Origin of the sequence: Caballeronia fortuita (assembly GCF_001544835.2) — a bacterium.
Classification (GTDB): Bacteria; Pseudomonadota; Gammaproteobacteria; order Burkholderiales; family Burkholderiaceae; genus Caballeronia; species Caballeronia fortuita.
This window is the reverse complement of the sequence record NZ_FCNX02000004.1, coordinates 307,587-320,779: the sequence shown is the minus strand read 5'-3', so window position 1 is coordinate 320,779 and position 13,193 is coordinate 307,587. Positions and strand designations below refer to the sequence as shown.

Annotated in this window: 13 protein-coding genes; 5 read left to right on the top strand and 8 right to left on the bottom strand. The window is 64.1% G+C overall.

Annotated features, from left to right (window positions below; all coding sequences use genetic code 11):
• Positions 1 to 11 precede the first annotated feature (11 nt).
• From aroE to AWB77_RS10495, 5 genes are read right to left on the bottom strand one after another with little or no spacing between them, the layout of a single operon-like run.
• A complete protein-coding gene (aroE, locus tag AWB77_RS10515) occupies positions 12 to 845 on the bottom strand; it encodes a shikimate dehydrogenase (RefSeq protein WP_061134462.1) in 834 nt (277 codons plus the stop codon).
• Entirely contained in the window at positions 845 to 2,065 is a 1,221-nt protein-coding gene (locus AWB77_RS10510) for a CaiB/BaiF CoA transferase family protein (protein ID WP_061134360.1), read from the bottom strand. The genes aroE and AWB77_RS10510 overlap by 1 nt, the downstream gene beginning before the upstream one ends.
• A complete protein-coding gene (locus AWB77_RS10505; RefSeq protein ID WP_061134359.1) occupies positions 2,065 to 2,532 on the bottom strand; it encodes a MaoC family dehydratase in 468 nt (155 codons plus the stop codon). Before AWB77_RS10505 ends, AWB77_RS10510 begins: the two co-directional genes overlap by 1 nt.
• 2 nt (positions 2,533 to 2,534) lie before the next feature.
• Positions 2,535 to 2,927: a VOC family protein gene (locus AWB77_RS10500; RefSeq protein WP_061134358.1), complete on the bottom strand. Its 393-nt coding sequence runs from the start codon at positions 2,925 to 2,927 to the stop codon at positions 2,535 to 2,537.
• Entirely contained in the window at positions 2,924 to 3,874 is a 951-nt protein-coding gene (locus AWB77_RS10495; protein ID WP_061134357.1) for a ketopantoate reductase family protein, read from the bottom strand. The genes AWB77_RS10500 and AWB77_RS10495 overlap by 4 nt, the downstream gene beginning before the upstream one ends.
• A gap of 210 nt (positions 3,875 to 4,084) precedes the next feature.
• Between AWB77_RS10495 and AWB77_RS10490 the strand changes: the two genes are divergently transcribed.
• Complete coding sequence (locus tag AWB77_RS10490; protein ID WP_061134356.1) at positions 4,085 to 5,158, top strand: lactonase family protein; 1,074 nt, start codon at positions 4,085 to 4,087, stop codon at positions 5,156 to 5,158.
• Positions 5,159 to 5,428: 270 nt separating this feature from the next.
• Here AWB77_RS10490 and AWB77_RS10485 read toward each other — a convergent pair whose 3' ends face one another.
• The 3 genes from AWB77_RS10485 to AWB77_RS10475 all read right to left on the bottom strand — a co-directional run bounded on the left by AWB77_RS10485 (position 5,429) and on the right by AWB77_RS10475 (position 9,522).
• Positions 5,429 to 7,771, bottom strand: coding sequence for a c-type cytochrome (locus AWB77_RS10485; protein ID WP_061134355.1), 2,343 nt, complete (start codon positions 7,769 to 7,771; stop codon positions 5,429 to 5,431).
• Positions 7,761 to 8,261, bottom strand: coding sequence for a (2Fe-2S)-binding protein (locus tag AWB77_RS10480; RefSeq protein WP_061134354.1), 501 nt, complete (start codon positions 8,259 to 8,261; stop codon positions 7,761 to 7,763). The genes AWB77_RS10485 and AWB77_RS10480 overlap by 11 nt, the downstream gene beginning before the upstream one ends.
• 103 nt (positions 8,262 to 8,364) lie before the next feature.
• Positions 8,365 to 9,522, bottom strand: coding sequence for an FAD-dependent monooxygenase (locus AWB77_RS10475; protein WP_061134353.1), 1,158 nt, complete (start codon positions 9,520 to 9,522; stop codon positions 8,365 to 8,367).
• A gap of 272 nt (positions 9,523 to 9,794) precedes the next feature.
• On the opposite strand from AWB77_RS10475, the gene AWB77_RS10470 reads away from it, so the two are divergent.
• Genes AWB77_RS10470 through AWB77_RS10455 form a run of 4 tightly spaced genes read left to right on the top strand, consistent with a single transcriptional unit; the run spans position 9,795 to position 13,165 of the window.
• Positions 9,795 to 10,547, top strand: a complete 753-nt coding sequence (locus AWB77_RS10470; RefSeq protein ID WP_061134352.1) for a maleate cis-trans isomerase family protein — start codon at positions 9,795 to 9,797, stop codon at positions 10,545 to 10,547.
• Between the two features lie 30 nt (positions 10,548 to 10,577).
• Positions 10,578 to 11,429: an alpha/beta fold hydrolase gene (locus AWB77_RS10465; protein ID WP_061134351.1), complete on the top strand. Its 852-nt coding sequence runs from the start codon at positions 10,578 to 10,580 to the stop codon at positions 11,427 to 11,429.
• Positions 11,430 to 11,457: 28 nt separating this feature from the next.
• Positions 11,458 to 12,501, top strand: coding sequence for a 2,5-dihydroxypyridine 5,6-dioxygenase NicX family protein (locus AWB77_RS10460; protein ID WP_061134461.1), 1,044 nt, complete (start codon positions 11,458 to 11,460; stop codon positions 12,499 to 12,501).
• A 10-nt stretch (positions 12,502 to 12,511) separates the two neighbouring features.
• Positions 12,512 to 13,165, top strand: a complete 654-nt coding sequence (locus tag AWB77_RS10455) for an isochorismatase family protein (RefSeq protein ID WP_061134350.1) — start codon at positions 12,512 to 12,514, stop codon at positions 13,163 to 13,165.
• Positions 13,166 to 13,193: the final 28 nt, after the last annotated feature.

Here is a 13,193-nt window from a genome sequence, read left to right as displayed (position 1 = left end):
CCTCCTCGGGGTTAATCGAGCGGAACCGTCAGGCGGTCGATGAGGGCGCGCGTTTGCGGACGAACGCCGCGCCACCATGCGAACGCCTCCGCGGCCTGTTCGACCAGCATGCCCACGCCGTCAGCGATGCCTTGCACGCCTACCTCGCGCGCCAGCCGCAGGAAAGGCGTGAGCCCCTTGCCGTAAGCGAGTTCATAGGCGCTTGCGCTGGCGCTGAAGACACTTGCTGGCACCGGCGGCAGTTGCCCGGTCAGGCTCGCGGATGTCGCGTTGACAACGAGGTCGAAGCGCCCCATCGATTCCAGGTCAGCGTAGCCGCACGCAGTGATCGATCCGCCCACCGCGGCCTGTTCAACGAGCGCGCGCGCCTTGTCCACGTGCCGGTTCGCGACGACGAGCTCGGCGGGTCGCGCCGCGGCGAACGGCAGCAACGCCCCGCGTGCAGCGCCGCCCGCGCCGAGGATCAGAACGCGCTTGCCGGCGATCGGCCGTTGCAGGTTGACTTCGATATCGCGCACGAGACCGACGCCATCGAAATTCTCGGCGATGATCCGGCCGTCCTCGAACTTCATCGCGTTGACCGCGCCCGAGAGTTCCGCTCTTTCGCTGCGTTCATCCGACATGGCGAATGCGGCGAGTTTGAACGGTGCGGTGACATTCATGCCGCGGCCGCCCGCTTCAATGAAGCTCTTAACGGTATCGGAAAAGCCGCTGGCAGGTTCCACAGGACCTTCGATGGCCCCATAGCTCATGTCCTGACCGGTCTCCTGCGCAAAGAAGCCGTGGATCAACGGAGACTTCGTGTGCCCGATGGGATTGCCAATGACCGCGTATCGATCGCTCATCATGCCCCCGGTTTAGAGAACAGCACGCCGTCGGTCTGCATCGCATCGATCTCGGCCGCGCTGAAGCCGAGCGAGCGGGCGACTTCCTCGTTGTGCTGCCCGAGATCGGGGCCGACTTCGCGAATCGACGTATCGCAGTCCGAGAAGCGGAATGGCAGGTTTGGCAGACGCAGCGTGCCCAAACGCGGATGCTCCTGTTCGATCACCATGCCGCGCGCGACGATCTGCGGATCGGCCACGACCTCGTCGATGCGTTGTACCTTGGCGCAGGGCACATCGACGCTGTCGAGCAGAGCGAGCACATCGGCGACGTTGCGTGCAGCGACCCACGGCTTCACGACCGCAAGAACGGCCTCGCGGTTCGCATTGCGCCCGTTCAGGCTGTGAAAGCGCGCATCGCTCGCGAAACCTGCGGGGCCGCCGTTTTGCTCGACCGCCGCGGCGAAGCGCTTCCACGATACGTCGACCTGCGCGGCGATGACCAGATCGCCATCGTTTGCTCTGAACACGCCGTATAAGGTCGATGTCGGCATGTCGTGGCCCGTCTGTTCGGGGACCACGCCCTGCATCGTGTAGCACTGGACGGCGTATTCGTGCATCGAGAACAGCGTGTCGTACAGCGCCATGTCGATATGCTGGCCGCGTCCGCTCTTCACGCGGCCGAGCAAGGCAGCGTTGATCGCGGCCACCGCGTGGATGCCGGTGTACATGTCGCCGAGCGAAATTCGCATGAGTGGCGGCGGCTCGCCGGGGTTGCCGATCATCTGCATGATGCCGCTCTTCGCTTCCGCGATCAGCCCGAAGCCCGCACGATGCGCGTCCGGACCCGTGTGCCCGTACGCCGAGATCGAGCAATAGACGAGACCGGGATTGCGCTCGGACAGCGCGGCATAGCCGAGGCCGAGTTTGTCGAGCGCACCGGGGCGATAGTTTTCGATGAACACATCCGCCGAATCGCACAGGCGCTGCATGAACGCCTTGCCCCGCGGATCTTTCATGTCGACGCTCACGCCGCGCTTGCCCATGTTCAGCTGGAGGAAGTAGGCGCTTTGCTGGTCGTCGAGGACGGTCGCGTGCTGGCGGCCTGCATCGCCGCTGCCGGGACGCTCGACTTTGATGACTTCGGCGCCGAGCGCGGCGAGGCAGCGGCCGACATAGGGACCGGCTAGAAAGTGACTGTAGTCGACGACGCGAATGCCTTCGAGGGGACGGGCTTGCATCAGTAGGCTCCCGGACGGCGCGGGATCATCAGACGATGCTCGCCGCGTTGAACGACTTCGCCGTTCTGGTTGATCAGTTCCGAAGGCAACACGACGATGCCCCAGCCCGGACGGCTCTTGCTCGCGCGCATGGATGTCACGCGAAACTTGACATGCAGCACGTCGTTGACCTTGATGGGCAGCACGAAATCCCAAGTCCAGCCGAGCGACATGCCGGGCAGAAAGCGATAGTCGCTCTGCGTCTTGAGTCCGTCGGCGATGGACAGCCCGAACAGGCCATGCGCGACGATCGAACCGAAGTGGCTTGCGTTGGCATAGTCCTCATCGACATGCACCGGCGTGTGGTCGCCCGTCAGATCGGCGTAAGCGAGAATGCGTTCCTTCGTGACGGTGTAGGTCGGGCTGACGCACTCGTCGCCTTCCTGCGCATCGTCCCAATACTTTTCGGTGATATTGATGGTGCTCATGCTCACGCCTCCGCGCGTGGATTGATCGACAGCGCCTGCGCGACGCATGTGGCGGGTCTTGCCTGGATGAGTTCGACGGCGAGTCCGTCGGGCAGGCGCAGCCAGTTACGGCCCTGCGTCATCTCCGTGACGCCGAACGGCTGCGCGGCGGCGAGCGCGGCTTCGAGGTCCTCGCACATCACGCCCAGATGCGCGAGCCGGCCTTCGGGTCCGTCGTAAGCGGGATCGCTAATGAATTGCAGTCCGCCGAGTGTCCAGTACTGACGTGGCGCTTCGCGCGAGCCGTCTACTTCGCGCATGGTCATGCCAAGCACTTCTTCGAAGAAGCGGATGTGCCAGTGGATATCCTTCACCCAGATCGCGACGTGTTCCAGATAGGCTTTGCGTGCGCTCATGCCCCACCCTCCTCTTTCTGGCGGTCGGTCATGCCGCGCTCGATGCCTTTCACGCACGCCACGAGTGTCGAATTGACCGGCGTTGGCACGCCGAGCCGTTCGCCCCAACGCACGACCGCGCCGTTGATGAAGTCGATTTCGGTGACGGACGACTTTTCCAGGCTTTGCAGCATGGAGGTCTTGAACGCGGCTGGAAGCCCTTCGGCGGCCATGTTCCAGGCGTCTTCCGCACGCGTGATGGAGAGTTTGATGCCGGCCGCCTTCGCCGCTGCCATGGCTTCCTCAATGGCAGCGAGCGACGTCGCCTTCAGCACGGGTTCGCTGTAAAGCTGCCCATACGTCAGACGCGTGATGCCTGTGATCGCACCGGTCGCGACGTTGATCAGCAGCTTGTCCCACATCGTGCCGAGGATATTGGCGCTGACCATCGTCGTGAGACCTGCGCGGTTGAATGCTTCCGCGACACTTTGCGCGCGTGGCGTCACGCGGCCGTCGAGTTCGCCGATGATCGTGACCTTCCCGGTGACGCCGGACTGGATGTGGCCGGGCGCGCGCAACACGCCACCGACATAGGTCTTCCCCGCGAGCACTCGCTCGCGTCCGACAATCTCGCTGAGCAGATCTTCATGACCGAGGCCGTTCTGAAGAGAAAGCACGAGCGTATCGGGGCCGACAAGGTCGAGCGCGCCGCGCATCGCCGAATCGGTGTGGAAGGATTTGACCAGGACGATGACGAGGTCCACCGTTCCGACGTCGGCGGGATTCATCGTCGCGCGCACCTTGACGCTGCGCGTGCCGCGTTCGTCGTCGACTTGCAGGCCGTCGCGGGACATGGCCTCGACGTGCGCCGCGAAGCTGTCGACGAGCCACGTCTCGTGGCCGCCTTCGGTCAGCGCGGCGCCGATGGCGCAGCCGAGCGCGCCTGCGCCCAGAAATGCAATCTTCATGAAGGTCTCCTCGAATGGAGACGAAGATACGATTCCGCGCACACTCTGACAATGCAATGAACGCAATATTGACATTGCGAAACGCAATTGGCACTCAAACCAGGCCTTTTCGTAAGGGAAAATACCAGGGATCTTGATGCCGTGAGCGGCTGTTTTGTACTATCTGGTTCATCACGTCGTCAAACGTCTGACTCCACACGCCAGATCAAGATGAACTTCTTCGCTTTCGTTTCGTACGCCGACGATGCAGACATAGGCGTTTTCGCGCTCGACGGACGGACCGGGAACCTGACGGCGCTGGAGCGCCATCCTGCGGCGGAACGTGTCATGCCGTTGGCACTTTCAGCGGACCAGTCATCTTTCGTCGCAGCTACGCGTGGCGCCCGACGCTCCTTACTGACATTCGCCATCGACCGGCACACGGGCAAGCTCACGCAGACGCATCGGAACGAAGTCGAAGCAAGCAACGTGTACTTGGAGAGCGACCGTTGCGGGTCGCTGATCTTCGGATCGTCGTACAGCGAACATCGCCTCACGGTATATGCGGCATACGACGGGAACCGGCCCGTGCAGGTCATCGACGACATATCTCATGCTCACGGGACCGCGGTGTCCGATGACGACCGATTCGTGTACGTCAGCGCACATGGCAGCGACCAGATCATCGGGTTTCAGATTCGCCGCGACAGCGCCGATTCCCCTCTCCGCGAAGTCGACACCGTGGACCTCGAGCGCGGCTTCGGTCCACGTCACTTGCGCCTGTCGCCTTCCGGGCGCCATCTTTACGTGCTGAGCGAATTCCGGGGCGACATTGCAGTCTTCGAACGGGATCTGGTCAGCGGCAGGCTGACCTTCCTCAGCGTTTCCTCGCGCGCGAAGGCATTCGCCGGATTACAGCCGGGATTTAGCCGCCCTGCTGCCGGCGCGCCGAAGCAGCCTGATCCTGAAGTGCTCGCTGTGTCCATTTGGAATGCGGACCTTCAGGTGCATCCAAGCGGCCGCTTTTTGTATGCATCGGATCGCAACACGAGTCGCATCGTTGTCTATCGCGTGTCGGAAGATGGCGCCGCCGTTGCCGACACTGGTTGGACGGAAACCGAGCGCCAGCCGCGCGGCTTCAAGATCGATCCGAGTGGCTCGTTTCTTGTGGCATGTGGAGAGCTATCGTCGAACATCAGTGCGTATCGAATCGATTCCCGAACCGGCGCATTGACCCATGCGTCGCGCGCGGTTGGTGGTCGCGGTGCGAACTGGATCGAGATCGTCGCGGCACTGCGGGGATGAGCCGAGCAGCGGCACAAGGAGTTGCTCGTGCGCGCGGTGACTCGAAAGCTGGTCGGAGTTCTGCGCCAGGAGGGCATTTCCGTGACGTCGCAGATGACTCCGGTAGGTATGACGCAACCGCAGCACGCTTCCCGCTATTTCCTGGCTTCCGAGCCTGAGATCCCATCGCGAAAGCGCGCCAGCCTGCAGGCGCTTACTGTCGAAGCTCGGCGCCTCGTCGAGCACCAGATGGCGCACGAGCAGGCCTGTGTCGTAAAGATCTTGACGGCTTCAGTGCGCCGCCTCCCTGACTTGAGCGGAGACACGTTCGAGGTCCGCCCACGCAGGCTGGTCAGGCGCATATCGTGCCCGAATGTAGGCTGCGAGTTCGGCCATCTGCTTGTCGTCATAGACATCACCGAAGCGGGGCATATACCCCAGTTCGGCCGTGGCCGGACTGTCGATGCCGTTGTGCAGAACATGCAGCAGGTTGTCAGGCCGGCTCTGCGCCACGCTGGTATTGAGGCCCATCAGCGGTCTCACGCCCAGATGCCCGACGCCGCCCGATGCCGCGTGACACACCGCGCATGCGGTCTCGAAGGTCTGGCGCCCGCGCTCGAGGCCCATGACGCTGACCACATCGGCGCCGTTCGACTGCTTCTGCGCCGCGCTGGCGACTGCTGCCTCGTCGACTTTCGGAGACAACGACGTGATGTAGTGCGCAATCGCCTTTACATCGGGCTCCGGAAGTTCGGCCAGCCCGGCGACGACCGGTCCCATCGGACCTGCCGCCACGCCGTGTTCTTTCGAAAACCCGGTGCGAAGGTAATCGAAGAGCGCCTTCTCGGTCCAGGGAACGGGCCCGCGATGCCCGACCAAAGCCGGCGCATCCCAGCCTTCCGCCTCGCCACCGGCCAGATACGCCAGACCGCCCTTCTCCGCGCCCAGCCGGTTGCGTGGCGTGTGGCACGCACCGCAATGCGCCGCGCCATCGACGAGATATTTGCCGCGATTCCACATCGCCGATTTCGATGCATCGGGCTTGAACTCGCTGTCGTCATGAAACAGCCAGTTCCATCCGGCGACCGCCGGGCGCAGGTTCATCGGAAACGGCAGGCTCGTCTTCGGCGGTGTGTGCTTCACCGCCGGTTGCGACATCAGATACGCATAGAGCGCCAGCATGTCCGGCTCGCTCATCCTGGCGAAAGCCGTATAGGGGAACGCGGGATAAAGATGCGTGCCGTCGCGTGCGATGCCCTTGCGCATGGCGCGCTCGAACGCTGCATACGACCATAGGCCGATTCCCGTCTCCGCGTCCGGCGTGATGTTGGTCGAGTAGATGGTGCCGAACGGCGTTTCGAGCGCGAACCCGCCTGCATTCTTCTGTCCCTCCGGCGCCGTATGACAGACCGCGCAGTCGCCGACCAGGGCGATCTGCCGGCCTCGTTCGAGCGTCGCCGCGCTCCACGTCGACGCACCGAGGCTGCCCGGCGCGATCGGCGCGATCTCCCGCGGCCCCGGAATGATGGCGCACGCCAGACCCACCATCCCGCCGATGACTCCGGCGATGCCACCTCCGGCGAGCAGCCTCTTGATGCGGCCGGGTCGCGCCGCTGCCACGCCGTGATGAACCGGCTGCGGTGGCTCCGTGCCAGCCAGCTTCGACCGAAGGTGCTGCGAATCGAACGGCGGTTGCCTGAAACGCACGCCGGTTGCATCGAAGATTGCGTTTGCGATGGCGGCGACCGCCGGCGCCGCGGCGCGCTGCGCGTCCGGCGTCGGCAGCGCATCCGGCGTGCCTTGCGTGCTCAAGGACGTTGTGCCGGCAGCCGACGCGATATCGAACGACATCGGCGCGGACGCGGCAGCTTCGTCATGCGTGGGTCGCGCATTCGACGCGTGGCCGAGCGCCAGCGACACCGCGCGCTCGACGAGCGTATGCGGCACGCCATGCAGAACCGGCAGGCTGCCGGAGCCTTCGCCATACCCGGCGACGACGCGGCGCACCGCGACATCTCCGGTCTGCCGATGCACATCGATATCCACGATCCACGCCGACCAGTTTGGCTCGCCTTCCCGCTCGCCGTCCATCGCGAAACCACGGCCGCCGAGCCACTGCGAACCTGCGTCGGTACGCTCCTTGCGGCCCCACGCCGCGCGTTCCGTGACCATCCGGACGACTTCCCGCGCGCCCGCATCCTCATCGGCGTCGAGATGGCGCAGGCGCAAGTCGACGGGGTCGAGGGCAAGCTCGCTCGCCGTCTCATCCATGAAGGACTCGCGCGCGAACACGTGCGCGTGCTCCGGAACAACGGGCGCCGGGGAATCGAACGTCAGCGAGGCATGCGCATGGCGATACAACATGCTTTGCGGCGACGCGGGTCGCCAGTCCGGCGCGAACAGACCCTTTTCTGATGCGCTCCCGGGCCCGTCCAGGGACACGCGGTATCGATAGCTTCGCATCAGGCCCGATGGCGTCGCGTCCACGCTCACTTCCAGCGACGCGAGACAGGCCTCTTCGCCCGCTGGCCAGCGATAGGTGCGCGCCCGATGCGTCGTCGGCTCCGCACTGGCCGTTCCCGCGTGCGGCGGCGCATCCGCGATATCCACGCTATCGATCGTTCTATTGCTCATCTTGCTGAAGATAGCGAGCGGCCCGGCGCACCGCGTTCATGATCTCGATGTGCGTTCCGCACCGGCACAGGTTGTAGCGCAACGCATCGCGGATTTCGTCGTCGCCGGGAACGGGATTGCGCTCGAGCAGCACCTTGGTGCTCATGATCATGCCGTTTAGACAGTACCCGCACTGCGCCGCCTGTTCCTCGATGAATGCGCGTTGAATGAAGTGCGGATGCTCCGGCGTCCCGAGTCCTTCGAGCGTCACGATATCGCGACCGGTCGCGGCGACGGCGGGCACGACGCAGGCGCGCGTCGCGTGGCCATCGACGATCACGGTGCACGCGCCGCACTGTCCGAGCCCGCAGCCGAACTTCGGTCCGTTCAGTTCGAAATCGTTGCGCAGGACCGTGAGCAATGGAGCATCCGACGCCACGAACGCGACGGTGCGCGTGTGCCCGTTCACGCGAAGCGTGACGGGACCATCGACCGGGCGCGGATGAGACATGACATGAACCCCGAAAAGGAAGCGGCGAGCGCCGACAGCAGCGCACGCCCGAAACGTTCGATGCTAGCCTGCCCCGCCGCCAAAGGCGAGGCAGTCAAAAACCTCAAGCCTCGGCGGGCGCCGTGGCTTTCTGCGGCGAGACGAGCGGAATTTCGTACACGTCGTATCCGAAGCACCAGGCCGGATCCTCGTTCGTGCGCAGCCAGGTGTTGTTGTGCGACACGAGTTGGACCTTCGAAGCGCGCGTGGACCGGTTGGCTTCGTAGAGCGCGAACGCATTCGTGTAGTCGGACACGCCGACTTCGTCGAGACAGCGCGTCAGCATCGCCGCATCTTCGATCGCCATCGCAGCGCCCTGCGCCATGTGCGGCTTCATCGGATGGCAGGCATCGCCCAGCAGGACCATGCGGCCACGGCTCCAGAGCGGCAGCGGATCGCGTTCGAGCAACGGCCACTTGGAGATGGACGGCGAGACATCGATCAGATGCTGAATGTCCGGATGCCAGCCTGCGAATGCTTCCTTCATCTCTTCGCGGCTGCTTTCCATGAATGGCACGCCCGCCGGCCATTCCTTCTGCGGCACGCCCGTGACGTAGTAATACTCGTCGTGTTTCTCGGTGACGTAGTAGACCATCATGTGACGGTCGCCCGACCACCATTTCACGCAGGCGTCATACGGCTTGTTATTGAGCAACGACGCCGGAAACACCGCGCGATGCGCGACCCAGCCGGTGTACTTGGGCGGCTCCGCACCCAGCAGATGATCGCGAATCTTCGAATTCACGCCATCCGCGCCGATCACGATGTCGGCCGTCTCGACGGAGCCATCGGCGAAGGTCATCCGCACTTCGTTGCCGGTATCTTCGACCGAGCTCAGCTTCTTGCCGAAACGCACGACGCCCGGGCTGCTCGCCTGCGTCAGCAGCGCGTGAAAGTCGCCGCGATGCACGGTCAGATAGCTCGCGCCGTAGTTCTTGACGGCAAAGTCGCCGAGCGGAATCTGCGACATGATTTCCGACGTCCTGCCATCCCGGCTGTACCAGTAGTCGGGATGCGATCCCATCTTGTTGAGCGCGTCCTCACAGCCGATCCGGCGCATCACCTTCATCATGTTCGGCCCGACGTGGATGCCCGCGCCCAGTCGCGAGAACGCGTGCGCCTGTTCGTACAGGACGACGTCGTAGCCGCTCCTCTCCAGCAATGCGGCAGCGGTCGCGCCGCCAAGTCCAGCGCCGATGACGGCAATGCGGGCTTTGCTCATGGAATTCTCCTGATCGATGTGTGCCCGTGGTGTCACGCGATGACATCCAGCAAGCGGAGTAACGGTGTGATTTACAGCGTACACACTCAATATCATGAAAACAAGCAAAAATATTCCGAAGCTTGTGAAGTGCCTCGTGACAGCGCATTAGTACATCGTTTTATAGGGAAAATACCGACACAAACAGCACGCGAATGTTTTTGATCAGCTTGTCGTTTTATAACGTACACGCTAGACTTCGACGCAATTTTCCTCACCGGCCAGGAGTATCCATGTTCAAGACCTATCGCATCGGCCAGATCGTGCCGAGTTCCAATACGACGATGGAGACGGAGATCCCCGCGATGCTGCGCCTGCGCGAAACCATCCGGCCCGAGCGCTTCACGTTTCATTCGAGCCGCATGCGCATGAAGAAGGTCGTCAAGGAAGAACTGGCCGCCATGGACGCAGAATCGGACCGCTGCGCGATCGAACTGTCGGATGCGCGTGTCGATGTGCTCGGGTACGCGTGCCTCGTCGCCATCATGGCGATGGGCCGCGGCTATCACCGCGTGTCGCAGGAGCGCCTGACGAAGCACACGACGGAGAACGGCGCTCACGCGCCCGTGCTGACCAGTGCAGGCGCACTCGTCGACGCATTGAAAGTGATCGGCGCGAAGCGGATAGTGGTCGTCGCCCCGTACATGAAGCCGCTGACGGAACTCGTCGTGGATTACATCGGCAGCGAAGGCTACGAGGTCATCGACTGGCGGGCGCTCGAGATTCCCGACAACCTCGAAGTCGGGCGTCATGACCCGTCGCGGCTGCCGGAGATCGTCTCGAAGATGAAGTATCCGGACGCCGATGCCATCGTGCTCTCGGCATGCGTTCAGATGCCGTCGCTGCCCGCCGTCGCCAGGGTCGAAGCGATGACCGGCAAGCCCGTCATCACGGCCGCCATCGCCACCACCTACGCGATGCTGCGCCATCTCGATCTGGAGCCCATCGTTCCCGGCGCAGGCGCGCTGCTGTCCGGCGCGTACTGAGCCGCCCGGCAACTTTTGCGGAGCCACACCATGTCATCCACGTTTCTTCATGGCGGCAATGTGTTCGCCAACGGCATTCGCCAGCATTACCTGCGCTATGGGCCCGGCGCGGGCAGCGCCGGCGAGCGATCGACGCGGCCGGCCATCGTCCTCATTCCGGGCATCACGAGTCCGGCGATCACGTGGGGCTTTGTCGGCGAAGTTCTCGGAAGCCGCTTCGACACCTTTATTCTCGATGTGCGCGGGCGCGGGCTCTCGTCGGCATCGGACACGCTCGACTACAGTCTCGACGCGCAAGCCGACGACATCGCCGCGTTCGTCTCGGCCCTGGACCTCGACGCCTTCAGTCTGCTCGGCCACTCGATGGGCGCACGCATCGCCGCGCGCGCGGCAGGACGCATCGAGCGCGGACTCAGGAGCGTCGTGCTGGTCGATCCACCCGCGTCCGGTCCGGGGCGCCGTCCTTATCCTTCGCAGTTGCCGTGGTATGTCGACTCGATCGCGCTCGCCCGCAAGGGCATGGACGCGCAGGCCATGAGCCAGTTCTGTCCGACGTGGACCTTCGAGCAGCGCCAGTTGCGCGCGGAATGGCTGCATACGTGCGACGAACGGGCCGTGCTGGCATCGTTCAAGGGCTTCCATGAAGACGACTTCTTCGCCGATGCAGCGCGCCTGAACGTGCCGTCGCTTCTCGTCACCGCCGAGCGCGGCGACGTGGTCCGGCCCGAAGACGTCGATGAATTGCAAGGCGCCACGCCTTCGATGCTGCACACGCGCGTGCCGGATGCAGGCCACATGATCCCGTGGGACAACGAAGCTGGCTTCTATGCGGCGCTGGGCGACTTCCTCGGCGCGCCCGTGTCCCTGCGCAAGCCTGCGTGAGCGCACCGCACATTCTCTGGAGATGACGATGGCGATCAGCGACTATCAACTCATCGAAGCGTGGAAAGAAGTGCTCACGCTCTCGAAACTCGAACGCGGGCAGACCGTCACCATTCTGACGAGCGCCGGCACGCATCCTCAGACCTTGTCGTGCGCGCTCATCGCGACGCAATCGATGGGCGCGATCGTAAACCGGCTGGACCTGCCGCCCATCAACGGCGAGAAGGGTTTCAGCCGCGATTCGCTCGCGTATCTCGGCACGACGCCGCTCACCGGCAATCAGGCGGCGATCGCCGCGCTCAAGAACAGCGATCTCGTGCTGGACCTGATGACCTTGCTGTTCTCGCCGGAGCAGCACGACATCCTGAAGTCGGGCACGAAGATCCTGCTGGCGGTGGAGCCGCCCGAAGTGCTCGTGCGCCTCGTTCCGACGCTCGCGGATCGCACCCGCGTGCTCGCCGCGACCGCGCGCATCGAGAAGGCGCGTCAGATGCACGTGCATTCCGGCGCGGGCACGGACTTCACGTGCCCGATGGGCAATTTCCCCGCCATCGCCGAATACGGTTTCGTCGATGAACCCGGCCGCTGGGACCACTGGCCGAGCGGTTTCGCGCTCACGTTTCCGAACGACAAGACCGCGCACGGCAAGATCGTCATCGACCGGGGCGATATTCTGCTGCCGCAGAAGCACTACGTCAGCGAGCCGATCACGCTCACGGTGGAAGGCGGCTATGCAGTGCGGATCGAAGGCGGCACGGATGCGGCGCTGCTGCGCGACTACATGGAAACCTTCGACGATCCCGAGGGCTATGCGATCTCGCACATCGGCTGGGGGCTGCAGCCGCGTGCACGCTGGTCGACGCTCGGTCTCTATGATCGCGAAGCCACCATCGGCATGGACGCGCGTGCGTTCGAGGGCAACTTCCTGTTCTCGCTCGGACCGAACAACGAAGGCGGCGGCGATCGCACGACGACCTGCCATATCGATATCCCGCTGCGCCATTGCACCGTCTCCCTCGACAACGAAGTCGTCGTCCGCGATGGCCGCGTGCTCGACGCCAACCACGCATAGAAGGCACGACATGAACGATCTCTCCTCGCATGCGGAAGCGCATGTCTATCGGCAACAGGGCTTCGGCACGCCCATGGCGCCCCAAGGCCGCGTCGCCCTGCTGATCGTCGACCTCGTGGCGGGCTTCGCCGACCCCGCGGTCTTCGGCGGCGGCAATATCCCGCAGGCGATCGAGCGCACGAAACAGGCGCTTGCGGCCGCGCGCGAGAATGGCTGGCCCGTCGCGCACAGCCGCATCGTCTACGCGGCCGATGGCAGCGACGACAACGTCTTCTCGCTGAAAGTCCCCGGCATGGCGACGCTCACCGAGGACAACCCCAACAGCGCCATCGTCGAAGCGTTGACGCCGGCAAAAGGCGAACTGGTGGTGCGCAAGACGGTTCCGTCGGCGTTCTTCGGCACGCAACTGACGCCCTGGCTCGCGCAGCAAGGCATCCAGACGCTGCTGGTGGCGGGCGCCGTGACGAGCGGATGCGTGCGCGCGAGCGTCGTCGATGCCATGTCGTTCGGCTTTCGTCCGTTCGTGCTGTCGGACTGCGTCGGCGATCGCGCTCTGGCGCCGCACGAAGCGAGTCTTTTCGACATGGCGCAGAAATACGCGACCGTGCTGCCGCTCTCCGACGCGCTCGCGGCGATCTCGGCAGCCGAAGCCAACGCGCGGTAGTGCAGGAATCGCCAGTGGACCGCCTGAG